Below are 26,549 nucleotides of genomic sequence, written 5' to 3' on the forward strand. Positions count from 1 at the left end.
GATGAAGGCGCGGTCGGAAAAGCTGAAACGCCTGGTCGCCGTCCAGCGGCATCTGGAGCGGATGGCCGAAAGCGAAGTGGCCGAGACCGCCCGGCAGCGGACCGAACTTGCCGGAACGATCGACGTCGTGGTCGACGCCATGGGGTCGGCCCATCCGATGCATCGCGTGTTTTCAGGTCACTATGCCTCCCAACTCGGACGCCTCGTGCAGAAGGACCAGATGCTGCTCGGAATCCAGCAGGTCCATGAAGCCCGCATGATGAAGGAACGCGCCAAGGGCGACCGGCTCGAGGAACACATGAAGGACGCCCGGCTGTCGGAGGACCGCGAGGCCGCCGACAATTCGATCCTCGACCTGATCGACCAGCACGTCTCGGGCGGCGCCAGCCTCCGGTAAGGTTGACGGGTGATAATGCTTCAACCGGAGAGCCAGCAAGGGTGGCTTTCCGCTTCACGAACATCGCGTTGCCCGGCAAACGAGATGCCGGCTTCGGCTTTGAGAGGATCTGACATGGCTATTTCTCCGCCCAGCGATCTGGTGATGGACGTCGTCCGCGCGGCCGATCCGGCTGAGGTCCAGGAGGCGCAGGCGCGGCTCAAGGCGAATCGCGCCGCTTTCCAGGCGACCAGCCTCGCAGAAAACGGCGACGGCTTCGCAGCGCACGTTTCTTCGGTGCTCAATTCTTCCGAAGGATCGAGCGGGCTTGGAGACATCAGCAATCGCGCCGAGGCGAAGAAGATCCCGGAGACCTATCGGAAATTCGAGGCGATGGTCCTGCAGAATTTCGTGAAGTCCATGCTTCCGAGCGAAAGCGAGAACGTCTTCGGCAAGGGCACTTCCGGCGACATCTGGAAGAGCATGATGGCCGAGCAGATCGGCGACGTGCTCGCCAAGGGCGGCGGGATCGGCATCGCCGATCAGATGGTAGGCGACGGTGCGACCGATCGGGTGAACGCCTCGCTCGACGGCGACAGCCGGAACCTCGCCGCTGGCATGGTCCAGGAATATGAGCGCAAGGCGCTCTCGTCCTTCCTGCCCAACGACGAAAAGAAGAAGCAGGCCTGATGCCGTCGCCCGGACCGCGAAGCGGCCTGGCGATATACATTCATACCAATGGAAACAAGCGGGCGAAAAAATGCCTGGGCATCGTTCCGCCCGCGCCCTGCGATAGTGCATATGGGAGTTGATTATGGAAGCTGTGGCATCCAACGACCTGCGGATCCAAAATGTTCTCGGCCGACTGGAGATGATCATCGACAATGAGAACAGCCGTATCGGTGCGGACCCCGAATTCGACCTCAAGACCTCGAACGCCCACAAGAGCCGGTGCCTCTACGAGTTGACCATGCTTCATCGCGACGCCGGACCCGGTGAGATCTCGCCGGCCTTCGCCGCGCAGACGCGCCATCTCAGAAGCAAGCTGCAGGTCAACGCGCAGAAGGTGGCGGCGCATCTGGAAGCGGTTCGCTCCGTCGTCGATCTCCTCAAGACCGCCGCCCAGGACGCGGATGCGGACGGCATCTATACCGAAGCACAATTCCGCTACAGCGATTTCTGATGTTGAAGCTTGTCCTTACCGGGGTCTGGGTCTGCGCCGTCACGCTCGGGTCGGTTTATTTTTCGATGCAGCATGCCTCGGCGCCGGTGGTTTCGGATACGGAGGCGGACCGGCGCGCGTCGCAGGAATATGTCCCCGGTGAGATGATAACGATCCCGTCCATCAAGGACGGTGCGGTGCAGGGTTACTTCCTTGCGAAGCTCTCCTTCTCGGCATCGCGGGAAGGTATCGCCAAGCTGCATGCGCCTCTGCGTCAGCTCGTCACCGACGAGCTCTACGACATGCTGGTGGGCTCGAAGTTCATCGATGTCGCCAATACCGCTACGTTCGATCTGCCCGGCTTCAAGGTTGCGGTCAAGGATGGCCTCAACAGGAAGCTCGGGAGCGAGGTCATTTCGGAAGTTCTGGTCGAGCAGCTTGAATATCTGACCAAAGAGGACGTGGAACGCGTCGCCAACAGCCAGAACCGCCCTTATCAGAAGCCTGTGCCGATCCTCGACAGGAACGGCCAGGCGGCCTCCGACCGGCTTCCGGAGAGCGCGGTGCAGGCGACCAGCGCGCACTGACGCCGATAGGGCAGTGCGCCTTGCCGGAGACAGCGTCAGTCACTGTCGCGATTGCCACCCCGCGTATCGGCCGCGTCGATCCGGGCCGTGAGCCGGCCGATCGCGACGTGGAGAGGATAGAGGCTAGCCGCGGCAAGGCCGGTCTCTCTCCAGAGCCTGAGGCCCACCGGCAGCGATGAGGCCAGCAGCCATAGGGACGTGCAGAGGGTTTTCAATCGCCCGGAGAAAGTCGCATCGCGCTGGTGCTCCATCAGCGTCGAGATCGCACCTTTCTCGAGACTGCGGGCACGCGTCCAGGAAGCCGTCGTGTGATGCGCCGGAACCGACTCCGCCACCCAGGCATCCGCAGCCCAGGCGAAGGAGAAGCCTTTCGCCCTGCACCGGTCGAAGAAATCCGCATCGCCGATGCCGACGATATTGAGCGCCGGATCCACGAACGGCTGCGGCATGCCGTCGAGCACCCGTCGCGTGATCAGGACGTTGCCTGCGGAGTAGAGGACGGGTACGGGCCCGCTCCCGTGGTAGGGAGGTGCGAAGACGGGGTGCCGCTTCCACTTCTGCTCCTGGGGATGTCCCAGGACGGGAAGCTGCGGACCGCCGACGATGTCCGCGTCATGGGCTTCCTGCACCGCCATCAGACCATCGAGCCATTCGGGAGCGGCTATCTCGTCATCATAGATGAGGGCCGCGAAGCCGAGGCTCGGAAAGAGTTCGAGAGCGGCTGTCAATCCGGCATTGCAGGCATGGGCATATCCGCGGCGGCGGGCGACGACGACGGCGGAATCGAAAGAATGGCCGCTCAGGAAGTCTTTGGCCGACCGCGCGCCGGCAAATCCGTCCGCGTCGTTTTCGACGACAATGGTCGCGAGGGGGACATCGGGCCTTTGTGAGACGATTGTCTTCAGCGTCTTGACGATATGATCCGGACGCCGGAACGTCGGCACGATCACGACGAGCTCGATATCCGACGCGTCTTCCAGCTTCGTCTGAAAATGAATGAAACTGTCCTGGCCGTCCGACGTCATCGTCAAAGCCCGCGCCGATTCGATGCAATGAGTACAGCAAATCTTCCTAAACAGAGGTTGAATCCAAAACGGCCTTTCGAATGAGGATTTTACGCCCGGTCTCGGCAATGCAAAAGCCGGAATCGTGGATACGCCACTAGGATCGGGGGCGATCTCTCATCGTGCAACGAAATTGCCGCACCGGAGCGGATGGCGCTTCCATACGCGCGGGGCACTTGCAATTATGCGTTTGGAACAGCATAGGGCGCATGCAGGCAATCGCCGGATGCGGCTTGATCTAGAGTGTGCCGCGTTCGGGACTAATCGGGAGATACGCCGTGACGACTGTGATTGATGGCAAGGACGTTGCTGCTTCGGTCATCGAAACCGTGAAATCCGCCACGAGCGCACTGGAAAGCGAAACGGGCGTGCGCGCCGGTCTCGCGGTCGTCATCGTCGGGGACGATCCCGCGAGCCACACTTACGTGTCGGCGAAGAGCAGGATGGCGAAGGAATGCGGCTTCCTGTCGGTTCAGCATACGCTGCCGGAGGAGACCTCGCAGGAGGAACTCGCGGCGCTGGTCGCCGAGCTCAATGCGGATCCGTCCATCCACGGCATTCTCGTGCAGCTGCCTTTGCCGAAACACCTCCGCTCGGAACCGATCATCCAGTCGATCCTTCCGGAAAAGGACGTAGACGGACTGCATGTCGTCAATGCCGGCAAGCTGGCGACCGGCGATCTCGAAGGCGGGCTCGTCTCCTGCACGCCGGCCGGCGCCATGGTCTTCGTGCGCCGGATTTACGGCGATGATCTTTCCGGGCTCGACGCCGTCGTCATCGGCCGCTCCAACCTCTTCGGCAAGCCCATGTCCGCCCTGCTTCTCGCGTCCAATGCGACGGTCACGACGGCGCATTCGCGCACCAAGGATCTCGCGGCCGTTTGCCGGAAGGCAGACATCCTGGTGGCCGCGGTCGGGCGCCCCGAGATGGTCAAGGCGGACTGGGTGAAGCCCGGTGCCATGGTGGTCGACGTCGGCATCAATCGCGTCCCGGCGCCCGAACGCGGCGAGGGCAGGACGAAGCTCGTCGGCGATGTCGCCTTCGAGGAGTGTGCGAAGGTCGCAGGCGTAATCACGCCGGTCCCGGGAGGCGTCGGGCCGATGACGATCGCGATGCTGATGGCGAACACGATCATCGCCGCCTGCCGCATGGCCGGCCGCAAGCCTCCGAAATTCTGACTGCCGCTTGGGACTGGACAGTCCATCCCCAACTCCTCCCACCTGTGGGGAGGGGTTGGGGAGGGGTGAAGCGGTTTGCGAAACGATCGCGGCTCTACCTGTTCGGTGCAGGCCCCGTCGAGGCGCGCACGATCAGTTCGGCGCGCCAAAGCTCCTGCTCGGGATAGTCTGCCTGATTGAGTATGCCGCCGATCAGCCGTTTGGCGATGCGTGCACCGGCTGCGCGAAGCGAGGAGCGCGTCGTCGTCAGTGGTATGCTGAAGTTCTCGGGCTTCAGCATCGGCAGGACGTCGTCATGGGCGATGAGCGAGATGTCGGTGCCGATGGTGAGTCCGGCCTGGTTGATCGCGCGCACCGCGCCGAGCGCCAGCACGGTACTGGAACAAAGGACGGCGGTCGGCGGGTTCGGCCGTTTGAGGAAACGCTGCATGCTCCGATAGCCATGCTCGTCGGTCATCGCAGAGTGATGGACGAGCGCATCGTCGAGGTTGAGGCCCTTTTCCGCAAGCGCGCGCACCAGCCCCTTTTTCCGGCGGATGGAGAAGGTGAGGTGTTCCGGCCCGTTGATCAGGGCGATGCGGTTGTGGCCGAGTTGGATGAGAAGCCTGGCGGCGTCGTAGAAGGCGCCGGTATTGTCCACGTCGAGGAACGGATAGTCCCGGGGACCGCCGATGGAGCGGCCATGCACCACGAAGGGAATGGAAAGACCCTTCAGCATCTCGATGCGGGGGTCGTTCGCGCGCATATAGGCGGTGAAGACAGCGTCGACATTGCCGCTCGCCGCAAGCCGGCGGAATGTCGCCTCCTCGTCTTCGGGCGCACTGGGGTTCAGCACGAAGTGGAAATCGTGCTCGACCGCTTCCTCCGCCAGCCCCGCCAGGAATTCACCGAAATGGATGTCCGAATCGATTCCCGATGCGATCGGCATGACGAGCCCGATCGAATAGGCTTTTCCGGTCGCGAGGCGCTGTGCGGCGCGGTTGGGCCTGTAACCCGTCTCGCGCACCGCCTCCAGCACCCGCGCCCGCGTTTCCGCATTGACCTCCGGATAGCCGTTCAGCGCCCGGCTGACCGTGGTCTGGGACAGACCGAGCAGTTCCGCCAATTGCTTGAGATTGACCGGCATGGCGAGAATCCCTTCCAAAGCGCTTTGAATATCTTTTTCATTTTTCTTGCTTCGGCAAGTACCTCTGATGTCCTGTATCATCGGGATAGGGTTCAAAAAAGCGAAAAACCTGCATCTTGCGCCGCAAAACGTTGCCGCAAAGCAAAAATGCCGCACAATTCCGGACGAGAAGGAAAGCTCTTGACTCTTTCTCTGCAGCAATGGAGTGTTAGCGAGCTCAAAGCGCTTTGAATGCTGCTCATAAACGGAGCCATGAATTCGCGCTTCGACATTCGCCCGAGGCGTCCGCCCGGGCTTCTTTTTGGGGAGGACAAGAGGTGAAGAGATCGTTGCTGATCGGCGTGGCCGCATTCGCATTGCTTGCAGGGACTGCGGGCGCCGCCGACCTGAAGTTCAAGCCGGGAGAGGATTCCAGGTTCAACTGGGCGAGCCTGGAGGAGTTCAAGAAAGGTCACGACCTCAAGGGTCAGACGCTCACGATCTTCGGCCCCTGGCGCGGCGAGGACGAGGCTCTGTTCAAGAGCGTCTATGCCTATTTCGTCGAGGCGACCGGCGTGGAGCTCAAATATTCCTCCTCGGAAAACTACGAGCAGCAGATCGTCATCGATACGCAGGCGGGAAGCCCGCCCGATGTCGCAATCCTGCCGCAGCCGGGTCTCATCGCCGATCTGGCCGCCAAGGGCCTTCTGACGCCGCTCGGCGACGAAACCAAGCAATGGCTCCTCGACAATTATGCTGCAGGCCAGTCCTGGGTCGACCTCTCCACCTATAACGGCAAGGACGGAACGCCGGCGCTTTACGCCTTCCCGTACAAGATCGACGTCAAGTCTCTGGTCTGGTACGTGCCGGAGAACTTCGAGGATGCCGGCTACGAAGTCCCGAAGACCATGGAAGAATTGAAAGCGCTGACGGAGAAGATCGCAGAAGACGGCGAAAAGCCGTGGTGCATAGGTCTCGGTTCGGGCGGCGCGACGGGTTGGCCGGCGACCGACTGGGTCGAGGACCTGATGCTGCGGACCCAGCCCGCCGAGACCTACGACAAATGGGTGAAGAACGAGATACCGTTCACGGATGCGGCGGTCACGGGTGCGCTGGAGGAGTTCGGCTGGTTCGCGCGCAATGACGCCTTCGTCGACGGCGGTGCAGCGGCGGTGGCGTCGACCGACTTCCGGGACAGCCCGAAAGGGCTCTTCAGTTCTCCGCCGAAGTGCTACCTGCACCATCAGGCCTCGTTCATTCCGTCCTTCTTCCCGGAAGGCAAGGTCGTCGGAGAGGATGCCGACTTCTTCTACATGCCGCCCTATGAAAGCAAAAAGGAGCTCGGCAATCCGGTCCTCGGCGCAGGCACCCTGGCGATGATCACCAAGGACACGCCGGCGGCACGCGCCTTCATCGAGTTCCTGAAGACCCCGATCGCGCACGAGGTCTGGATGGCGCAGACGAGCTTCCTCACGCCTTACAAGAGCGTCAATGTCGACGTCTACGGAAATCCGCCGCTGAAGAAACAGGGTGAAATCCTGCTGAACGCCACGACGTTCCGCTTCGACGGCTCCGACCTGATGCCCGGCAAGATCGGGGCCGGCGCCTTCTGGACCGGCATGGTCGACTTCGTCGGAGGCAAGTCCTCGGCCGACGTCGCGGCCGGCGTACAGAAGGCATGGGACTCCATCAAGTAAGATCCGGTCAGCCGGACGGTGGGGGCATCGTCTGCCTGTTCCTCATTCGGCGGTCCTCCGGCTGGAGGGCCGCCCGATAAAAACGGCAGCGGCCGTTATGCAAAGCGCCTGCAGACGCCTGCGAAGGCGTGAGAGGGGAGGAATGTGTCATGGAGCAGTTGATTGCTGCCATTCTGACGATGGTGGCCGGCGTTCTGGTCTGCGCAGCCTATTTCTGGAGCACGAATCTCGTTCTCGACTGGATATTCCCGTCCAAGGGCAAGTTCGGTGCCGTCGCCTCGCGCAACCTGCGTATCGCCAACAGCATTCGTCCCTGGCTGTTTCTCGCCCCGGCACTGCTGGCGCTGACGCTCTACCTCGTCTACCCCGTCGTCCAATCGGTCTGGCTGAGCCTTCATGGGCGGGGAGGCCAGAACTTCGTCGGCCTGAGCAACTATTCCTGGATGATCAATGACGGCGAATTCCGCCAGTCGATCTTCAACAATTTCCTCTGGCTTCTCGTCGTGCCGGCTCTTTCGACCTTCTTCGGCCTGATCATTGCGGCACTGACCGACCGCATCTGGTGGGGCAATATCGCCAAGACGCTGATCTTCATGCCGATGGCGATTTCCTTCGTCGGCGCAGCCGTCATCTGGAAATTCATCTATGACTACCGCGCCGCAGGCTCCGAACAGATCGGTCTCCTGAACGCCATCGTAGTCGCGCTTGGCGGCGAGCCGCAGGCCTGGATCACGCTGCCCTTCTGGAACAACTTCTTCCTGATGGTCATCCTCATCTGGATCCAGACCGGCTTTGCCATGGTCATCCTTTCGGCGGCGCTGCGCGGCATTCCGGAGGAGACGATCGAGGCGGCGGTCATCGACGGCGCCAATGGCTGGCAGATATTCTTCAAGATCATGGTGCCGCAGATCTGGGGCACGATCGCCGTCGTGTGGACGACCATCACCATCCTGGTCCTCAAGGTTTTCGATATCGTGCTCGCGATGACGAACGGGCAATGGCAGAGCCAGGTGCTTGCCAACCTCATGTTCGACTGGATGTTCCGCGGCGGCGGCGACTTCGGCCGGGGCGCGGCGATCGCGGTGGTCATCATGATCCTGGTCGTCCCGATCATGATCTGGAACATCCGCAACGCGACCAGGGAATCCGGGGGGCACTGAAATGAATCCGTCAAGGCGTTCTCCACTCACCTGGGCCGTACATCTTTCCGTCCTGCTTCTGGTCCTGCTCTGGACCCTGCCGACGGCCGGCCTTTTGATTTCCTCCTTGCGCGACAAGGACCAGCTCGCCGTTTCCGGCTGGTGGACGGCCCTTTCCAGCTCGTCGCGCAATGCCGTCGCCCGCGCGCCCTCGGCCGAGAACCAGGTCGAGCGCGACGGCAAGTACGTGATTTCCGGGAACCTGCTGGAGAGCCGGGGAGAGGTTTCCGCCTTCGGATTTTCCAGCCGCGAACCCACCAAATTCAAACCCGGCGAAACGGCCGAGCTCAACGACGGCGAAAAGCTGACGGTGCAGGCAGACGGCAGTTTCGAGATCGTTTCGGATCAGCGGATGGAGGGCTCGCGCGGCCAGCGGATCTTCTTTACGGCCACCACGCCACCGCGCTTCACGCTCGACAATTATGCCGAGGTCCTGAGTGCTGCGGGCATCGGCAGATCCTTCCTGAATTCGCTGACCGTCGCCGTACCGTCAACCGTCATTCCCATTCTGATCGCGGCCTTCGCCGCCTACGCGCTCGCCTGGATGCCCTTTCCCGGCCGCGCGATCCTGCTCGCCGTGGTCGTCGGTCTTCTCGTCGTGCCGCTGCAGATGTCGCTCATTCCGCTGCTGCAGCTTTATAACGGCGTCGGCGCCTTCTTCGGCGTGTCCGCCAAGACCTATATGGGCATCTGGCTCGCCCATACCGGCTTCGGCCTGCCGCTCGCCATCTATCTCCTGCGCAACTACATGGCCGGCCTGCCGCGCGAGATCATGGAATCGGCGCGCGTCGACGGCGCCAGCGATTTCGATATCTTCATCAAGATCATTCTGCCCCTGTCGTTTCCGGCGCTCGCCTCCTTTGCCATCTTCCAGTTTCTCTGGACCTGGAACGACCTTCTCGTCGCCATCGTCTTCCTCGGCGCGGGGGACGACAAGCTGGTGCTGACCGGGCGTCTGGTCAATCTCCTCGGTTCGCGCGGCGGCAATTGGGAAATTCTCACCGCCTCCGCCTTCATCACTATCGTCGTTCCGCTGATCGTCTTCTTCGCCCTGCAACGCTACCTGGTGCGCGGCCTGCTGGCTGGGTCGGTCAAGGGCGGCTGATCGATTTCAGACAAGGAATCCTGAACAGCATGACAATGAACGAAACGACGAGCTCAATTCTCGAGCCCGACAGGGATTGGTGGCGCGGCGCGGTGATCTATCAGATCTATCCGCGCTCCTTTCAGGACAGCAATGGCGACGGCATCGGCGATCTGCAGGGGATCACGGCCCGTCTGCCCCACATTGCCGGGCTCGGCGCGGACGCGATCTGGATTTCGCCCTTCTTCACGTCGCCGATGCGGGACTTCGGTTACGACGTCTCGAACTATGTCGATGTCGATCCTATCTTCGGGGCGCTCGAAGACTTCGATGCGCTGATCGCCGAGGCCCACCGGCTCGGCCTCCGGGTGATGATCGACCTCGTGCTGTCACATACCTCCGACCAGCATCCCTGGTTCGTCGAAAGCCGCTCCAGCCGCAGCAATGCGAAAGCGGACTGGTATGTCTGGGCGGATTCGAAGCCGGACGGCACGCCGCCCAACAATTGGCTGTCGATTTTCGGCGGTTCCGCCTGGCAGTGGGATCCCACCCGCCTGCAATATTATCTGCACAACTTTCTCACCTCGCAGCCCGACCTCAATCTGCATAACGCCGAGGTTCAGGAGGCCTTGCTTGCCGTCGAGCGCTTCTGGCTGGAGCGGGGCGTCGACGGTTTCCGGCTGGACACCATCAACTTCTATTTCCATGACCGCGAACTGCGCGACAACCCCGCGCTCGTTCCCGAGCGCCGGAACGCCTCGACTGCGCCGGCGGTCAATCCCTATAACTATCAGGAGCATATCTACGACAAGAACCGGCCGGAGAACCTGGAGTTCCTGAAGCGCTTCCGGGCGGTGATGGACGAGTTCCCGGCGATCGCCGCCGTCGGCGAGGTCGGCGACAGCCAGCGCGGCCTCGAGATCGCAGGCGAATACACGTCGGGCGGCGACAAGGTGCACATGTGCTACGCCTTCGAGTTTTTGGCGCCCGATCGGCTGACGCCGCAGCGCGTGGCCGAGGTTCTGCGCGACTTCCAGAGGGCCGCCCCCGAAGGCTGGGCCTGCTGGGCCTTCTCGAACCATGATGTGGTCCGCCACGTCAGCCGCTGGGCCGATGGCGTTACCGATCATCACGCGCATGCGAAGTTGCTCGCCAGCCTCTTGATGTCGTTGCGCGGTACCGTCTGCATCTATCAGGGCGAGGAACTTGCGCTCGCCGAGGCGGAGCTCGCCTATGAGGATCTCCGGGATCCCTATGGCATTCAGTTCTGGCCCGACTTCAAGGGTCGGGACGGCTGCCGCACGCCGATGGTATGGGAGAGTCTGCCCGATGGCGGCTTCAGCAGCGCGAGGCCGTGGCTGCCGATTTCCGAGAGCCACATTCCGCGGGCGGTTGCCGTGCAGGAGGGCGACCCGGCCGCGGTGCTGCATCACTACCGCCGCTTTCTCGCCTTCAGAAAGGCGCATCCGGCCTTGGCCAAGGGCGAGATCGAATTCGTCGAGACCAGGGGCTCCTTGCTCGGCTTCCTGCGCAGCCATGGCAATGAGAGAATCTTTTGCCTGTTCAACATGAGCGACGAAGCTGCGACGAAGGAACTGCCGATGAAGCGGCTGGAGCCGCTCGAGGGCCACGGCTTCGTCACGGGGATACTGGATCACGAGGTCAAGCTGCCGGCCTGGGGCGCGTTTTTCGCGCGTCTGGCCTGAGAACCGAGGGGAGGGTGCCATGACAGGCCTGCTGCTGAAAGATATCCGCAAGTCCTACGGGGCCGTCGACGTAATTCACGGCATCGATCTCGACATCAAGGAAGGCGAGTTCGTCGTCTTCGTCGGGCCGTCCGGATGCGGGAAGTCCACGCTTCTGCGCATGATCGCCGGGCTCGAGGAAATAACCGGCGGCGACATGTTCATCGACGGCGAGCGGGTCAACGACGTGCCGCCTTCCAAGCGCGGCATCGCCATGGTGTTCCAGTCCTATGCGCTCTATCCGCATATGACCGTTTACGACAACATGGCCTTCGGCATGCGGATCGCCAGGGAATCGAAGGAGGAGATCGACCGCCGTGTGCGTGGAGCCGCGGACATGCTTCAGCTCACCCCATATCTCGACCGGCTTCCGAAGGCGCTTTCCGGCGGCCAGCGGCAGCGCGTGGCCATCGGCCGGGCGATCTGCCGCAATCCCAAGGTCTTCCTTTTCGACGAGCCGCTCTCCAACCTCGACGCCGCGCTGCGGGTGGCGACCCGCATCGAGATCGCCAAGCTCAGCGAGCGGCTGTCGGACACCACCATGATCTACGTCACCCATGACCAGGTGGAGGCGATGACGCTGGCCGACCGCATCGTGGTCCTCTCCGCCGGTCACATCGAGCAGGTCGGGGCGCCCCTCGAACTCTACGAGCGGCCGGCAAATCTCTTCGTTGCGCGCTTCATCGGCTCCCCGGCCATGAACGTCATCCCGGCGACGATCACCGCGACCGGCCAACAGACCGCCGTCACGCTCGCGGGCGGGAAATCGGTGACGCTCGACATTCCGACCAATGCCTCAGAAAACGGCAAGACGGCAAGCTTCGGCGTGCGCCCGGAAGACCTGCAGGTGACCGCGACCGACGATTTCCTGTTCGAGGGCACGGTCTCGATCGTCGAGGCGCTGGGCGAGGTGACCTTGCTCTACATCGAAGGACTGGTCGAAGACGAGCCGATCATCGCCAAGATGCCCGGGATCGCCCGCGTCGGCCGCGGCGACAAGGTGCGGTTCACGGCCGACAAGGCGAAGCTGCATCTCTTCGACACCAAGGGACAGAGCTATCGGGCGTAGTTCGGCTGCAGGGCCGGGGGCATTTTCGGCCTGCAGCCCTGAACCCTCTGTTAAATTTCATGGGTTAGCGTCGTCGCAGTGAAATGCGAAAAGGCGAGTTCGATGAGCAGTGCAGCCCCCGTGATCAACCGGCACTTTCTTAACAAGGAAGAGTCATTCATGTACGATCGGGAGGCGAATTTCCCGATGGAGGACACGCGGAACGAGGCGCGGATCGAATTCACCGAAAAGGGTATGCAGAACCTCTCGTCGCGCCGCTGCGAGATCATCAAGCTCTCCAGGAGCAGCGCCCTGATCGGCATTCTGACCCAGTTCCAGCTGCCGCAGAATTTCTATCTGGACATACCGAGCGCCCGCATCCCCCTGATCGGCTGCCTTCTGAAGCGGGTGCATACCAACAACATCATCGAGGCGCGATTCCTGCGGCTTCTGAGCGAGCGGGACCTCAACCGGATCTTCGTCTACAGCACCCATCCGAACCACCGGAACCGCACGCTCGACATTTATCGCTGAGAATGACGCGGCCCTCCGGTCGCAAGGGACCGGGGGAACCGCTGCGCGGATCGTCTCGGTAGCTTACTCGGCTGCAAAAAACCACTCGCGTCGCGCAAACATCAGGCCAACTGCGTAGATCGCGAAAGCAAGGAGCGCTGTCGCCGGCGCAGACAGTTCAGCGTAGCCAGCGCCAACGGCGCGTTTCATTGCGTCACAGATTGACCATCCCCTCGCATATTCACAAGCGAATGTTGTAGGAGCCGTACATCCCGGTCCCTCATTCCTGTGCTTGTCACAGGAATCCAGCCAGACCAAGTCCTTGGGCTGAAAGAACGCTTCCCGCGCCGCAGACGCGGCGCTGCTGGATCCCTGTGACGAGCACAGGGGATGAGGGTCGAGAGGGTGCGGCCCCTCGGCGCGCTTCATAAACCGTGAAGATAGCGAGGCGCGGAAGGTCGCGAGTCACGCCCGTATACAGCGTCCCGCTTCGCTTCGATGTAGTCGCCGCACATCCCCGCTCCCTCATTCCTGTGCTTGTCACAGGAATCCAGCCAGACCAAGTCCTTGGGCTGGAAAGGCCCTTCCGCACCGCAGACGCGGCGCTGCTTTCATCCCTGTGACGAGCACAGGGATGAGGGGAGGAGACGTCGCAGTCCTCCAAAAAGTTTCCTACAGTGCCGCGCGTCTTATGAGACGCGCATCGCCCTGCGTGCCGACAAACCGACCAGAGCTTCCACGCCATCATTCATCTCGCAGCAGCCGTCATAAACTCGAAATGAATCGCAACGGGCCCTAATGAAACAGCACGCTTCCGCCGCGGTCGGCCGCGCCGGCAATCTGCCTGAACGGAGCGAAGAGCTCGCGGCCCATTCCGAATTCGTTGTCGGAGAGGTCGATATGCGCCGGCACGCGCGTTTTCAGCGCGATGTCCTCGATGAGCACCTCGACCTTGCCGTTGATCGCGTCGATGCGGACGATGTCGCCCTCCTGGATGCGTGCGATCGGGCCGCCTTCCTTCGCTTCCGGGGTCACATGGATCGCTGCCGGAACCTTGCCGGAGGCGCCCGACATGCGCCCGTCGGTGAGGATCGCGACTTTCTGGCCGCGATCCTGCAGGATGCCGAGCACCGTCGTCAGCTTATGCAGTTCCGGCATGCCGTTGGCCTTCGGCCCCTGAAAGCGCACGACGGCTACGAAGTCGCCTTCGAGCCTTCCCGCCTTGAAGGCGGCGTTCAGTTCCGCCTGATCGTTGAAGATCTTGGCCGGAGCTTCGATGACGTGGCTCTCTGGCTTGACGGCGGAGATCTTGATGACCGCCTTGCCGATATTTCCGCTCAGCATTTTGAGGCCGCCGGTATGCTGGAACGGGCGGTCGACGGTCGCGAGCACCTTCGGGTCGGCGCTCGTCTCCGGCGCAGGCTCGCGCTTGACGCTGCCGTTCTCGCCGAGCTTCACGTCGATCGCATAGGCGCTGAGCCCCTGCCCGTAGACGGTACGGACGTCGTCGTGCAGCAAGCCTTTCCTGAGGAGCTGGGCGATGAGGAAGCCCATGCCGCCTGCGGCGTGGAAATGGTTCACGTCGGCCAGCCCGTTCGGATAGACGCGCGCGAGCAGCGGCACGAGATCGGAAAGCTCCGAAATGTCCTGCCAGGTAAGCACGATCCCCGCGGCGCGGGCCATCGCGACGAGATGCATCGTGTGGTTCGTCGAGCCGCCGGTCGCATGCAGGCCGACGACGCCGTTGACGATCGACCGCTCGTCGATCATCTCGCCGGCGGGCGTGAATTCGTTGCCGAGCGCGGTGATCGCAAGCGCCCGCTTCGTCGCTTCCCTGGTCAGCGCGTCGCGAAGCGGCGTGCCGGGATTGATGAAGGAGGCGCCGGGCAGGTGGAAGCCCATGATCTCCATCAGCATCTGGTTGGAATTGGCGGTGCCGTAGAAGGTGCAGGTGCCGGGGCCGTGATAGGACTTGGACTCCGCCTCCAGGAGCTCGTCGCGGCCGACCTTGCCTTCGGCGAAGAGTTGCCGAACCCTGGCTTTCTCGTCGTTCGGCAGGCCCGTGGTCATCGGTCCGGCGGGGATGAAGACCGCGGGCAGATGGCCGAAGGTGAGCGCCGCGATCGCGAGCCCGGGCACGATCTTGTCGCAGACGCCGAGATAGACGGCCGCGTCGAACATGTTGTGCGACAGGCCGATGCCGGCCGCCATGGCGATGACATCGCGCGAGAAGAGCGACAGCTCCATGCCGGGCTGCCCTTGGGTGACGCCGTCGCACATTGCCGGAACGCCGCCGGCGACCTGAGCGACGCCGCCCGCCTCGTGCGCGGCCTCCCGGATCAGTGCCGGATAGGTTTCGAACGGCTGATGCGCCGAAAGCATGTCGTTGTAAGAGGTGATGATGCCGAGGTTGGGGACGCGGTCGCCCGCAAGCGCCACCTTCTCGGCGGGGGAACAGACCGCAAATCCGTGCGCAAGATTGCCGCAGCCGAGAACGGTCCGGTGCGGTCCGTTCGTCGCAGCGCTGCGGACGCGATCGAGGTAGGGCTCGCGGTGGGGCTTCGAGCGTTCGACGATGCGGGCGGTAATGGCGGCTATGCGGGAATCGGCGGACATGGACACATCCTCTTCCGGAGTCCTACGACTCCTTTCTTCATCGATCATCGGCTTCGAGCGCCACAGCGTGCGGGGAGCGTTGCGGCGCTTTCCGGGTCGCCTCAGGGCGCCCAGTAAATCTGCAGCGGTGATGTGGCCCGCCGAAGCACGGCCCGGATGGGCATCTCTGCCTCGTCGCCGGGCGCCTGGGCCTGGGCAAGCACCTCTTTCTTGCCGCTGCCTTCGATATGCAGCACCAGATAGCCGGCATCCTGCAGGCTGGAGAAGGTGAAGGTGAGGCGGGGTTCGCCGGCTCCTTCCGCTTCCATGGTGATCACGCCGCGCGGCGTCGTGGAGTCGAGCGCCTCTTCAAGGTGCGTCCCTCCGGGAAAGAACGAGGCCGTATGCCCGTCCGTTCCCATGCCGAGCACCACGACATCGAAGGGTGCGCCGAGACTTGCCGTCCTGTCGCTCGCGATCGCCGCGGCCGCTTCCGCAGTCTCGGCCGCGTGATAGAGCGGAACGAAACGCGCCTGTGCAGCCTCGTCCTTGAGCAGGTTATCGGCAACCAGGCGATGGTTGGAGCGCTCGTTTTCCGGCGGCACGAAACGCTCGTCGACGAGGGTGACCGTCACTTTCGACCAATCGAGCTCGCGACGCGACAGCGACCGGAAAAAGGCCTTCGGGGTCGAGCCGCCCGATACCGCGAAGCTTGCCGTGCCTCTCGCAGCGATCGCGGCGGCGAGCCTTGCACCGACGTCGTCCGCGAGGGCCTCGGCCAATGCGGACGGATTTTCGAATATGTGCATGTTCGCGCTCATGATCGGCCCTAGATCGCATCGTTCCAAGTACGGCCGTCGCGCTCGATCAGCGCGATCGATTGGCTCGGGCCCCAGGTTCCGGCGGTATAGCCTTGCACCTGCTGTCCGGTTGCTTCCCAGGCCTTGAGGATCGGGTCGATCCATTGCCAGGCCGCTTCCACTTCGTCGCGGCGCACGAACAGGGTCTGGTTGTTGCGGATGACGTCCAGCAGCAGGCGTTCATAGGCATCCGCATTGCGAACCGCAAAGGCCTCGGCGAAGCTCATGTCCAGGGGCACGTTCCTCAGCCGCATGCCGCCCGGTCCGGGATCCTTGATCATCAGCGACTGCTTGACGCCTTCATTCGGCTGCAGGCGGATCATCAGCTGGTTGGCCGAAATGCGGCCGGCGCTCTGATCGAAGATCGAGTGCGGAATCTGCTTGAAGGTGATGACGATCTCCGACATGCGGCCCGCCATGCGCTTTCCGGTACGCAGATAGAAGGGCACGCCTGCCCAGCGCCAATTGCTTATCTCGGCCTTGATCGCGACGAAGGTTTCCGTATTGGAAACGCCTCCTTCGAGCTCTTCGAGATAGCCCTTGACCGGGCCTCCGGACGATGCGCCCGCGCGGTACTGGCCCCGGACCGTCACCTGCTCGACATTGGAGGCGGTGATCGGCTTCAGCGCGCGAAGCACCTTGAGCTTCTCGTCGCGCACGGCCTCCGCGTCCATCGACGTCGGCGCCTCCATGGCGACGAAACAGAGGAGCTGGAGGATGTGGTTCTGCACCATGTCGCGCAGCGCGCCCGCCTTGTCGTAGTAACCTGCGCGATTCTCGAGCCCGACGGCTTCAGAAACGGTGATCTGCACGTGGTCGATGTGGGCGGAATTCCACAATGGCTCGTACAGCGCGTTGGCAAAGCGCAGGGCCATCAGATTCTGCACCGTCTCCTTGCCGAGATAGTGGTCGATGCGGAAAATCTGCTCTTCGCGGAAGACCTTGCCGATCGTGTCGTTGAGCTCCGTCGCGGAAGCGAGATCGCGGCCGATCGGCTTCTCGACGACGATGCGGGTGTTCCTGGTGATGAGCTTGTGATCGCGGATCTTTTCGGAAATGTCGCTGAAGATCGCCGGTCCTACGGCGAGATAGAAGGCACGGGTACGGTCCTTGCCCTCTTCCAGGAGCTTCTTCAGATCGTCCCAGCCCTGCTCGGACTTAGCGTCGACGGAGACGTAGTAGAGACGTGAGGTGAATTTCTCGACTTCCGCCTCGTTGAACTCCCCGGCCTTCAGGTGTTCTTTCAGGGCGTCGCTCGCGAACTTGCGGTATTCGTCATGGGAAAGGCTCGCGCGCGAGGCGCCGATGATCCGCGTCGGCTCCGTGAACTGGCCTTCCATCTGACGGTGGTAGAGGGCCGGCAGCAGCTTGCGCTCGGCAAGATCGCCGGTGCCCCCGAACACCACATAGTCAAACGGTTCGACGGGAATGATCTGGCTGCTCATGGGATGTCTCGATCTCGTTGAGGTCTGGGCTGGTATAATCTAATCGATTTAAAATGGCTAGGGTGCACTGCAACAAAATGGCTGGCCGCACGGCTGCCGACACACCGTTCCTTATATCATCACCGCGCGGGGAACAGAAATATGCAGCATTTCAAGGACTTTGCGCCCACCGTCTGGAATCTCGGAGGGCCTTCCCTTTAGAACCGGTCGCGCAGTGCGTACCAGCTGAGCGCCAGAAACAGGAGTGCCGAGCGGAACCGTGTTCCGCCGGGGAAGGCCGGTATTTTGAGCTGCTTCAGCAGATCGAGCTCGGTGGACTTGCCGAGCGCGAGCTCGGCATAGAGTTTGCCGCAATAATTGGCGAGCATGACGCCATGGCCGGAGTAACCGCCGATCGTGGTGACGCCCGGCATGACCTCGCGGCAGAAGGGTTGGCGCGGCATGGTGATGCCGACCGAGCCGCCCCAGGCGTGAGTGATCTCCACATCGGCGAGATCCGGGTAGATTTCGCAGATCTGCCGGCGTATGTGCGCCGAAATTTCACGCGGATTGTCGGCAGTGTAGGCCTCGCGCCCGCCGAAGAGCAGCCGCCCGTCTTTCGATTTTCGGAAATAGCGTACGACGAAGCGCGAATCGTCGACCGATTCGCCCCCGGGCAGAATCCCGGTATGGCCGTGCAGCACCGTCGTCGCGCCGATGAAGGAGCGGATCGGCATGACGTGGCTCGCGGTCACGGGCTCGAGATTGCCGATATAGCCGTTGCAGGCGATCAGCGCCCGGTCGGCCGTGATCGTGCCGCTCGTCGTCTCGATGACGACCGCGCCGCCCTTCTTCTCGATCTTGAGCGCCGTCGTGCCCTCGTAGAGATTGGCGCCGGCGAGCGCCGCCTCTCTGACGAGCCCAACAACCAGCTTCATCGGGTGGATGTGGCCGGTCCCGGTATCGCGGATACCGAAGTGGTAATGGCTGGAGCCGAGCCGGCTCACGGTTTCCTCGCGATCCATGAAGGAAAGGTGCGGATAGCCGTAGCGCTCGGTCATCGCCTCGACGTGGTTGCGATAGTCCCTTTCGAGGCTTGCCTTGTGGCCGACCGAGAGCTGGCCCGGCATGAATTCGATGTCGATCGCGTGCTCTTCGGCAAATCCCAGGACATAGCGCTTGGCGTTCTCGGCCATATCGAAGAGCCGCTGCGCCCATTCGCGGCCGAGCACCTCCTCCGTTTCGTCGGCCCACACACGTTGCCCGGTGCCGAACTGCCCGCCATTGCGGCCCGAGGCGCCGTCGCCGAAGCGGCAGGCGTCGATCAGGGTGACGTCGGTCCCGCTCCGAGCGAGATTGCAGGCGGCCTGCAGGCCGGTATAGCCGCCGCCGATAATGGCGACGTCGGCCTTGCGGGAGCCCGGCATGACCGGGAAGGCGGGCCGCTCGGGAGTCGTCGCCTCGTACCAGGAATATCCGGGCGAAATCGGGCTTTGCCAGGTCATGGAAACCTATTCCGGATCAGACATTCAGGAGCAGGAATTCGCGTTCCCACGGGCTGATGACCTGCATGAAGGTTTCGAACTCGCCACGCTTCACGCCGGCATAGATGGCGATGAACTCGGCGCTGAAGACCTCCGCCAGCGCGGGAGCCGATTCGAGCAGCGAAACGGCCTCGAGCAGCCCTCGCGGCAGTTCGATTTCGCCCTCATTGGCGGTGTGTTCCGTAGGCGGTGTCGCCTGCAGGCCCTCGATGATGCCGAGATAGCCGCAGCCGAGCGAGGCCGCGAGCGCCAGATAGGGGTTGGCATCCGAGCTCGGCAGGCGGTTCTCGATGCGCCGGGCGACCGGATCCGAGACAGGGATGCGGAACGCCGTGGTCCGGTTGTCATAGCCCCAGGCGGTGTTGACCGGCGCCGACATGTCCGGCGTGAGGCGCCGATAGGAATTCACATAGGGCGCCATCATCGACAACGTCCGCGGCACGTAAAGCTGCATGCCGCCTATGAAGGAAAAGAACGCCTGGGAGGGTGAGCCGTCGGGATTGGAGAAGATATTGCGGCCGGTCTCGATGTCGACCACCGATTGGTGGATATGCATGGCGGAGCCGGGCTGGCCCTGCATGGGCTTCGCCATGAATGTCGCATAGATTCCGTGCTTCAGCGCAGCTTCGCGGATGGTCCGCTTGAAAAGGAAGACCTGGTCGGCAAGCTCGATCGGATCGCCGTGCCTGAGGTTGATCTCAAGCTGCGCCGGCCCCTCTTCGTGGATCAGCGTATCGATCTCGAGGCCTTGCTTTTCGGAGAAATGGTAGATGTCGTCGATGAGCTCGTCGAACTCGTTGATGCCCGCAATCGAATAGCCCTGGCCGCCGAGGATCGAGCGGCCGGACCGGCCCTTCGGCGGCCGCAGCGGATAGTCCGGATCGTCGTTCTGGGCGACGAGATAGAATTCGATCTCCGGCGCGACCACCGGTTTCCAGCCCTTCTGCCGGTAGAGCTCGATGACGCGCTTCAGCACGTTGCGCGGCGTATAGCTGATCTGCTCGCCCTGGGAGCCGACGATGTCGCAGATGACCTGGGCCGTCGGGTCGCTTTCCCATGGAACGATCGAAAGGGTGGACAGGTCCGGAACGAGCTTGATGTCGCTGTCGCGGGAATCATAGCGGAATTGCCCGGTCTCTTCCGGATATTCGCCGGAAATCGTGTGCCGGTAGATCGCCGAGGGCAAGGCGAGGGAGGTATTGGACGTGAACTTGGACGTCGGCATCATCTTGCCGCGCGCAACGCCCGCAAGGTCGGGCGTGATGCACTCGATATCTTCGATGCCGCGGATCTTGAGCCAGTCGACCGCTTCGGTCCAGGTCTTCACGCCACGGGCGGCATGCAGGGCGAGGGGTATTTTCGAACTCTTGCTGACCTTTGCTGTCTCTTGGGCAACACTTCTCTTGGAAGACATAAATCACCGGGTTTGGCTTCGGATAGCGCAATCATAGCCGCAGTTCGACAATTAGCTAGATGCCCGCGATTGACTTTCGCCCTGCTCACCGGAAAGGAGGATACGGAAACAGAAGGGAGCTTCCGTGGCGCAAATGCAGGACGTGGTGATCATCGGGGCGGGCGCCGCCGGCATGATGTGCGCCATCGAGGCGGGCAAGCGCGGGCGCCGGGTGCTCGTCATCGACCACGCCAGGGCGCCCGGCGAGAAGATCCGCATCTCCGGCGGCGGCCGCTGCAATTTCACCAATATCCATGCGTCCCCCAGGAACTTCCTGTCCGGCAACCCGCATTTCTGCAAGTCGGCGCTTGCCCGATACCGGCCGCAGGACTTCGTCGCTTTGGTCGAGCGCCATGGCATCGACTGGCACGAGAAAACGCTCGGCCAGCTCTTCTGCGATCATTCGGCCAAGGACATCATCCGCATGCTGATGGCGGAGATGAGGGCGGCGGGAGTGCAACTGAGGCTCGAAACCAGCATCGGGGAGGTTGAGAGGACCGCCTCCGGGTTCCGTGTGACGACAAGCGCCGGCGCGGTCGACGCCGCCTCGCTGGTCGTGGCAAGCGGCGGCAAGTCCATCCCGAAAATGGGAGCGACGGGTCTGGCCTATCGCATCGCGGAGCAGTTCGGCTTGCCAGTTGTCGAAACCCGCCCGGCGCTGGTTCCCCTGACACTCGACCAGGCGCAGCTCACCAAGCTCGGCGCGCTTGCCGGCGTCGCGGCCGATGCCGAGGCGCGGTTCGGAAAGGCCGCCTTCCGCGAAGCTGTCCTCATCACCCATCGCGGCTTGAGCGGACCGGCTATCCTGCAGATTTCATCCTATTGGCGTGAGGGTGAAGAGATCGTCCTCCGGCTGATGCCGGACATCGATATCGCCTCGATCCTCAAGGGAATGCGCCGGACGAACGGCCGCCAGGCAGTCCAGACGGCACTTGCCGACATCCTGCCGCGCCGGCTCGCGCAGTTCTTCGCGGACGAAGCGAAGCTGACGGGGCGCATGCTTGCCGACCTTTCCGACAAGGTGATCGACGCGCTTTCCAGCTCCATCCAGGCCTGGGCGGTGAAGCCGGCGGGATCGGAAGGCTACCGAACGGCCGAGGTCACGCTCGGCGGCGTCGATACGCGTGCGCTCGACTCCCGGACCATGCAGGCAAACGAGATCCCCGGCCTCTATTTCGTCGGCGAGTGTGTCGACGTGACCGGCTGGCTCGGAGGTTACAATTTCCAATGGGCCTGGGCGTCGGGCTTCGTCGCCGGTCAAGACGTGTAACCGTGCGGCAAAATTGGTGATTTGCTTCTTCAGCCGTTCTTAAGGGAAATATAACGGAAATTACTGAACCTGTTTATCATGGCGCGACAGCCGCGAAGGCAGCGGAAGTCAACAAGCGGAAACCACATTGTTTCCATTTCGGGGACTTTCTTCAGCCGCAGGATGGATGCACCATGACCGTAACGGCAAAGGCAGACCGTCTATGCCGGCAACTCGTAGTGCTGCAGCGACCTTTGCGCGCCCGAGACGCTCGGTGCTGCAGCGACAAGGACAAGAGGCCATGAACCAGCAACGCCGCCGTCCCCGTGCAATAGCCATAGCCCGCGCAGAGAAAAGCCGCGGGCAGAACGAGTTGACGGCTTACCTCGCGACGCTCGCTCTGTTTGCCGTCACGGCCGTTGCTCTCTTTTCCTGGCTTTAAAGCGTCGCTTCCGACGAGCCCGGTCGGTACGCCGGGGGACCGGTATTCCGTCCGCACGGGGCCAATTCCGCTTATGGAATTCTTAATCGTTTGAAACGATTATGGCGAGCAAATGAGCACCGCCAGGTCCTCGCCGCCAAGCCGGCTGCGCGGTCCCGCAATGACTGCTGGCGGGCTGGCGGCGTGCGCCGCATGACTTTCCGAAAAACATCAGCCTGTTTGCGCATCGGGTGGCGCCCGAGCGCCTTTGGTGCGTTCAACTGACGCGCCCCGGAGCGCTTCGAGCCATCGGGGAGGCGAACGCGCGCTGTAGCCAAGGTGTTTTCCATGTTCATCGACAGGATACTTGCCCGCTTCAAGATTCAGACGAAGGTTCTGTTCTTCATCCTGCCCTTCGTCGTCAGCATCTCGGCCGTCGGGATAACCGGACTCTATGCCTCCGGACTGCTGCAGGGCCGCATGGAGATTTCGAACAGCGTCCTCAAGACGCTGAGCGGCTTCAAGGACGTCTATGCCCAGATGAACAGCTTCCTGCAGCGGACGACCGACGAAAGTCGCCGGATGCTCAAGGATGCAATCGTCACGCAGAAGGAAGTCCTGGCCGAAACTGCGGCGCAGGTTGCGGGCGGAAACGGCCAAGACGAGCTGGCTGCCGCCATTGCCGCGACCAGCGACATCGAGACCCGCATCGACGGGCTCTGGACATTGCATGAAGGCGAGCAGAAGCTCCGGGCCGACACGAGATCCGGTCTGGAGCGTCTGGCGGCCGAACAGGCGAAGATCAACGACGAGGCGAACCGGCTGCAATACGCGGTGCGCAAGGACGAGAATGCGGCGAAGACGATGCTGCGCAACGCCGAAAAACTCATGCGCGCCAGCCGCTTCTATGCCGAATTCGCGACCGAGGTGAGCGGGGCGATAACGGTCGAGGAGAAGCTCAAGGTCGCAGAGGGCCACTACCCGGCCGTAGGCCGCACGCAACGGGATATCTTCGTGCTTTTGCCGAAGGGCGAGAAATCTCTTGCCGAAACCGTCAATTCTGCTTCCGGGGCGATCGGCGCCCTTATCAAGACGCCGCCCGGCCCCGAAACGCTCGCCGGCCTTTCCAAATATGTCGACCGTTTCCGCACCGCCAGTTTCCGGTTGGAGGCAGCTTCCGTCGGCAAGATGCGCGAGGCGACGCAGATATTCAGCGAGCTCGACGGCAAGATCGCGGGCACCGAGTCGGTGCTGACCGCGACACGCAGGCTCTCCACATCGCTTACTGACATCCAGATCGCCGCCGCGGCATTTCTCGGAACGACGAGCGAGGAAAGCCGCAAGAAACTCCTCGACAAGTTCCTTGCAGTCCAGTCCAACCTCACCACTCTGCGCGGCATCGCGAGCGGCATGACCTTCTTCGATCAGGCCGCCGGCGCACTTCTGCCGATCATCGAGGGGATGAAGAAGGATGGCCTTGCGCTGGTCGAGATCTCTGATAAGCGCACTGTGGAATTCGAGGCCGCAGGCGCCGCGATCAACGAGATCTGGAGCGATCTCACCGGTTTTGCCGAGCAGCAGAAGGTCGCCGCCGGCAGCGAACGCGCGGAAGCCAATCAGATCTCCGTTGCGGCGACGATCACCGGCGTCGTGATCGCGCTTCTGGCCGGCATAGCGCTCACGCTCACGCTGAAAAAGCCGATCGGCCAGATCACGGCCGCCATGCGGCGGTTGGCGGACGGCGCGCTCGATACGTCGATCGACGGCGGCACGCGCCGCGACGAGATCGGCGACATGGCGCGTGCTCTCGGCGTCTTCAAGGAAAATGCGCTCTCCAAGGTGCGCATCGAGGCGGAAAGCGCCGAAGAGCGTGCCCGCGCGGAAGCCGAGCGCAGCCGCAACGATGCGGAGAAGCGCGAGCTCGACAGGCAGATCGATCTTGCGGTGAGCGAGCTCGCAGCCGGACTCGGACGCCTGGCCCAGGGAGACCTGTCGCGTCAGATCGAGGTGCCCTTCGCCGGCCGCCTCGAACAGTTGCGGCTGGACTTCAACGGATCGCTCGTCCGCCTTCAGGACACGCTGGCGCAGATTCGCGCCAATGCTCTGGCGATCCAGCAGGGTGGCGCCGACATGCATCGGTCCGCCGACGCGCTGTCGAAACGGACGGAGGCTCAGGCCGCTTCGCTCGAGGAGACGGCCGCGGCCGTCGACCAGATTACCGTGACGGTGCGCTCCTCGGCGGAGCGGGCGCACGAGGCGAACCAGGCCGTGTCTCATACGAAGCGGAGCGCCGACAGTTCGGCAACGGTCGTCACCAGCGCCGTCGCCGCCATGGGACGCATCGAGGCGGCCTCCCGTCAGATCGAGCAGATCATCGAAGTGATCGACGATATCGCCTTCCAGACCAACCTTCTGGCGCTCAATGCCGGTATCGAAGCGGCGCGTGCCGGCGAGGCGGGCAAGGGCTTTGCCGTCGTCGCGCAGGAAGTACGCGAACTGGCGCAGCGCTCGGCCGAGGCGGCGCGAGAGATCAAGGGGCTGATCGACAAATCGACCGAAGAGGTGAGTTCCGGCTCACGTCTCGTCAAGGAAACGGGCGCGGTGCTTGCCTCGATCAGCGCCGAGATCGTGACGATCAGCCAGCATGTCGAGATGATCGCCACCGCCAGCCGCGATCAGGCTGCAGCCCTGAACGAGGTAAACGGTTCCGTCAACCAGATGGACCAGATGACGCAGCAGAACGCCTCGATGGTCGAGGAGGCGACCGGCACCAGCCGGGCGCTCGCCAATCAGGCTGATACGCTGATGATGCTCGTCGAGCAATTCCGGCTCGAGCCGGCGGCCGCAGCCGACCACAGCTACCGGGCGGCCTAACCGGATTCAAACGCTTCGAAGGGCGCCGCGCATCCCGGATGCGCGGCGCTCTCATTTGACGCCGCCGGCGCAGGAAACAGTAAAGCTGCCGGCGCAACCATCACTTGTTTTCCGCCAGTTGCCGCTTGCGGAACACTGCCGCGAACAGGCGTTTCGCGAAGCGCGGCCGCCGGTTCTGCGGTGGGGGTTCGAACCTCTCGTCCCAGGGACGGTTCCTCGAAGCCATATCGAACAGCAGTGCCATTGCCATCATATCCATGGTGATGCTCCTTCATTCTTGGGCATCCCCTTTTTTATGCACCCGGAATTGTTTTACATACAGCCGATTTCCCCATATGTTTTTCAGCTATGAAAAACACGGACTGGGACATATACCGCTGCTTCGTCACGGTGGCGCGTACCGGCGGGTTGACGGGGGCGGCGCAGGCGACGGGGCTCAGCCCCGCGACGGTGGGCCGGCGGATGCTGGAGCTCGAGGAGCGCACCGGCCGCTCGCTCTTCATCCGCAGCCAGACCGGCTACACGCTGACGGGAGACGGCCGCTTTCTCTTCGAACAGCTGCAGGAAATGGAGGCGGCGGCCCGCAAGGTCGAAAGCTGGCAGAAGGAGGGCGAGGGGGCGACCGTCGTCCGCATCGCGGCCGGTACATGGGTCTCCTGGCTGATCGCCGAGAATTTTCCCGCCATCTGCACGGAAAGGGACGCTTTCGGCCTTTCTCTGACGATCGGCGAGGCGCGAGCGAATCTGGCCTATCGCGAAAGCGATATCGGCATCCGTGCCTTCGAACCGGAGGAAAGTTATCTTGCGGCGCGGCCGGTGGGCGAAGTCGCCTATGCCGCCTACCGGCAGAAGAACGCGCCGGGCGGAGTGGAACGCTGGGTCGCAGTCGCCGAAGAGGATGCAATATCGGCCTATCTGAGATGGCCGCACGAGCATGCGCCGGGCCGGATCGTTGCAACCGTCACACGGCCTCGCTCATTGCTGGACCTCGCGCGAGCCGGCGCGGGACGGGCGGTGCTGCCCTGTTTCGTCGGCGATCTCGATCCCTTGCTCGAGCGGGTGGGAGACGAAATCGAGCCGCTCAGACACCGGCAGTGGATCGTCATGAACAACGAGGATCGCTACAGGCGCGACATCCGAACCGTCGTAAACCGGATGACGCGTTTCCTGCGCAGCCATACGGACCTTTTTGCCGGCAAGCGCCCGCCGCGCAATTCGGCATGAGCCTCCAAACGTGACCGGCCGGCGCTGCGGCCGGCCGGTCACGTTTCATTTGTGTCGACCTCGTCCGGCGCGGACCTCGCGGACCGCCGGCCTCTGCCTGTTGAAGTGGCTGTGACTCAGGGCGGAAAGGATGAGTGCTACCGTTGT

At 62.9% G+C, this 26,549-nt stretch carries 22 protein-coding genes and 1 pseudogene; 15 read left to right on the forward strand and 8 right to left on the reverse strand.

What is annotated here, in order from left to right; genetic code table 11:
• Position 1: 1 nt before the first annotated feature.
• From CN933_RS06620 to CN933_RS06635, 4 genes and pseudogenes are all read left to right on the forward strand, one after another.
• Positions 2 to 410: pseudogene (locus tag CN933_RS06620) on the forward strand (hypothetical protein).
• A gap of 101 nt (positions 411 to 511) precedes the next feature.
• Positions 512 to 1,066 carry a rod-binding protein gene (locus CN933_RS06625; protein ID WP_018094248.1) on the forward strand — a complete coding sequence of 185 codons (555 nt, stop codon included), beginning with the start codon at positions 512 to 514 and terminating at the stop codon, positions 1,064 to 1,066.
• Between the two features lie 124 nt (positions 1,067 to 1,190).
• Complete coding sequence (locus CN933_RS06630) at positions 1,191 to 1,559, forward strand: hypothetical protein (protein ID WP_003529850.1); 369 nt, start codon at positions 1,191 to 1,193, stop codon at positions 1,557 to 1,559.
• On the forward strand, positions 1,559 to 2,125 hold the full coding sequence (locus CN933_RS06635; protein WP_018094249.1) for a hypothetical protein: 567 nt from the start codon (positions 1,559 to 1,561) through the stop codon (positions 2,123 to 2,125). The genes CN933_RS06630 and CN933_RS06635 overlap by 1 nt, the downstream gene beginning before the upstream one ends.
• Positions 2,126 to 2,160: 35 nt before the next feature.
• Here CN933_RS06635 and CN933_RS06640 read toward each other — a convergent pair whose 3' ends face one another.
• Positions 2,161 to 3,150, reverse strand: a complete 990-nt coding sequence (locus CN933_RS06640) for a glycosyltransferase family 2 protein (RefSeq protein ID WP_018094250.1) — start codon at positions 3,148 to 3,150, stop codon at positions 2,161 to 2,163.
• Between the two features lie 317 nt (positions 3,151 to 3,467).
• On the opposite strand from CN933_RS06640, the gene folD reads away from it, so the two are divergent.
• The gene (folD, locus tag CN933_RS06645) at positions 3,468 to 4,367 is read left to right on the forward strand and encodes a bifunctional methylenetetrahydrofolate dehydrogenase/methenyltetrahydrofolate cyclohydrolase FolD (protein ID WP_026168533.1); all 900 of its coding nucleotides are present in this window, start codon (positions 3,468 to 3,470) and stop codon (positions 4,365 to 4,367) included.
• Positions 4,368 to 4,461: 94 nt separating this feature from the next.
• Here the strand turns inward: folD and CN933_RS06650 are convergent, their stop codons facing one another.
• Positions 4,462 to 5,493, reverse strand: coding sequence for a substrate-binding domain-containing protein (locus tag CN933_RS06650; protein WP_026168534.1), 1,032 nt, complete (start codon positions 5,491 to 5,493; stop codon positions 4,462 to 4,464).
• Between the two features lie 317 nt (positions 5,494 to 5,810).
• Here CN933_RS06650 and CN933_RS06655 point away from each other — a divergent pair, with 317 nt between their 5' ends.
• The 6 genes from CN933_RS06655 (at position 5,811) to CN933_RS06680 (ending at position 12,779) form a co-directional block, all read left to right on the forward strand.
• Positions 5,811 to 7,169, forward strand: coding sequence for an ABC transporter substrate-binding protein (locus tag CN933_RS06655; protein ID WP_018094251.1), 1,359 nt, complete (start codon positions 5,811 to 5,813; stop codon positions 7,167 to 7,169).
• Between the two features lie 149 nt (positions 7,170 to 7,318).
• Entirely contained in the window at positions 7,319 to 8,329 is a 1,011-nt protein-coding gene (locus CN933_RS06660; RefSeq protein WP_003529835.1) for a carbohydrate ABC transporter permease, read from the forward strand.
• 1 nt (position 8,330) lies between these two features.
• On the forward strand, positions 8,331 to 9,473 hold the full coding sequence (locus CN933_RS06665) for a carbohydrate ABC transporter permease (protein ID WP_102761369.1): 1,143 nt from the start codon (positions 8,331 to 8,333) through the stop codon (positions 9,471 to 9,473).
• A 35-nt stretch (positions 9,474 to 9,508) separates the two neighbouring features.
• Entirely contained in the window at positions 9,509 to 11,158 is a 1,650-nt protein-coding gene (gene bglA / locus CN933_RS06670; protein WP_018094253.1) for a beta-galactosidase BglA, read from the forward strand.
• Positions 11,159 to 11,177: 19 nt separating this feature from the next.
• Positions 11,178 to 12,266, forward strand: a complete 1,089-nt coding sequence (locus CN933_RS06675) for an ABC transporter ATP-binding protein (protein WP_018094254.1) — start codon at positions 11,178 to 11,180, stop codon at positions 12,264 to 12,266.
• Between the two features lie 102 nt (positions 12,267 to 12,368).
• Complete coding sequence (locus CN933_RS06680) at positions 12,369 to 12,779, forward strand: hypothetical protein (RefSeq protein WP_018094255.1); 411 nt, start codon at positions 12,369 to 12,371, stop codon at positions 12,777 to 12,779.
• Between the two features lie 774 nt (positions 12,780 to 13,553).
• Here the strand turns inward: CN933_RS06680 and edd are convergent.
• The 5 genes from edd to CN933_RS06705 all read right to left on the reverse strand — a co-directional run bounded on the left by edd (position 13,554) and on the right by CN933_RS06705 (position 20,595).
• Positions 13,554 to 15,374: a phosphogluconate dehydratase gene (gene edd / locus CN933_RS06685; protein WP_018094257.1), complete on the reverse strand. Its 1,821-nt coding sequence runs from the start codon at positions 15,372 to 15,374 to the stop codon at positions 13,554 to 13,556.
• Between the two features lie 101 nt (positions 15,375 to 15,475).
• Positions 15,476 to 16,174, reverse strand: a complete 699-nt coding sequence (pgl, locus tag CN933_RS06690) for a 6-phosphogluconolactonase (RefSeq protein WP_018094258.1) — start codon at positions 16,172 to 16,174, stop codon at positions 15,476 to 15,478.
• Between the two features lie 8 nt (positions 16,175 to 16,182).
• Positions 16,183 to 17,658: a glucose-6-phosphate dehydrogenase gene (gene zwf, locus CN933_RS06695; protein ID WP_018094259.1), complete on the reverse strand. Its 1,476-nt coding sequence runs from the start codon at positions 17,656 to 17,658 to the stop codon at positions 16,183 to 16,185.
• Between the two features lie 197 nt (positions 17,659 to 17,855).
• Positions 17,856 to 19,142 (reverse strand): NAD(P)/FAD-dependent oxidoreductase, encoded by a 1,287-nt coding sequence (locus CN933_RS06700; RefSeq protein WP_018094260.1) that lies wholly within the window; start codon positions 19,140 to 19,142, stop codon positions 17,856 to 17,858.
• A gap of 16 nt (positions 19,143 to 19,158) precedes the next feature.
• Positions 19,159 to 20,595 (reverse strand): glutamine synthetase family protein, encoded by a 1,437-nt coding sequence (locus tag CN933_RS06705; protein ID WP_018094261.1) that lies wholly within the window; start codon positions 20,593 to 20,595, stop codon positions 19,159 to 19,161.
• Positions 20,596 to 20,719: 124 nt separating this feature from the next.
• On the opposite strand from CN933_RS06705, the gene CN933_RS06710 reads away from it, so the two are divergent.
• The 3 genes from CN933_RS06710 (at position 20,720) to CN933_RS06720 (ending at position 25,178) form a co-directional block, all read left to right on the forward strand.
• Positions 20,720 to 21,904 (forward strand): BaiN/RdsA family NAD(P)/FAD-dependent oxidoreductase, encoded by a 1,185-nt coding sequence (locus CN933_RS06710; RefSeq protein ID WP_018094262.1) that lies wholly within the window; start codon positions 20,720 to 20,722, stop codon positions 21,902 to 21,904.
• 280 nt (positions 21,905 to 22,184) lie between these two features.
• Positions 22,185 to 22,325, forward strand: coding sequence for a hypothetical protein (locus tag CN933_RS06715; RefSeq protein WP_010968761.1), 141 nt, complete (start codon positions 22,185 to 22,187; stop codon positions 22,323 to 22,325).
• A gap of 327 nt (positions 22,326 to 22,652) precedes the next feature.
• On the forward strand, positions 22,653 to 25,178 hold the full coding sequence (locus CN933_RS06720) for a methyl-accepting chemotaxis protein (RefSeq protein WP_018094263.1): 2,526 nt from the start codon (positions 22,653 to 22,655) through the stop codon (positions 25,176 to 25,178).
• A gap of 100 nt (positions 25,179 to 25,278) precedes the next feature.
• Here the strand turns inward: CN933_RS06720 and CN933_RS06725 are convergent, their stop codons facing one another.
• Positions 25,279 to 25,437, reverse strand: a complete 159-nt coding sequence (locus CN933_RS06725) for a hypothetical protein (protein WP_020487467.1) — start codon at positions 25,435 to 25,437, stop codon at positions 25,279 to 25,281.
• A gap of 89 nt (positions 25,438 to 25,526) precedes the next feature.
• Between CN933_RS06725 and CN933_RS06730 the strand changes: the two genes are divergently transcribed.
• On the forward strand, positions 25,527 to 26,402 hold the full coding sequence (locus CN933_RS06730) for a LysR family transcriptional regulator (protein ID WP_102761370.1): 876 nt from the start codon (positions 25,527 to 25,529) through the stop codon (positions 26,400 to 26,402).
• The last annotated feature ends 147 nt before the right edge of the window (positions 26,403 to 26,549 follow it).

The organism is Sinorhizobium sp. M4_45 (assembly GCF_002885915.1).
GTDB classification, from domain to species: domain Bacteria; phylum Pseudomonadota; class Alphaproteobacteria; order Rhizobiales; family Rhizobiaceae; genus Sinorhizobium; species Sinorhizobium meliloti_A.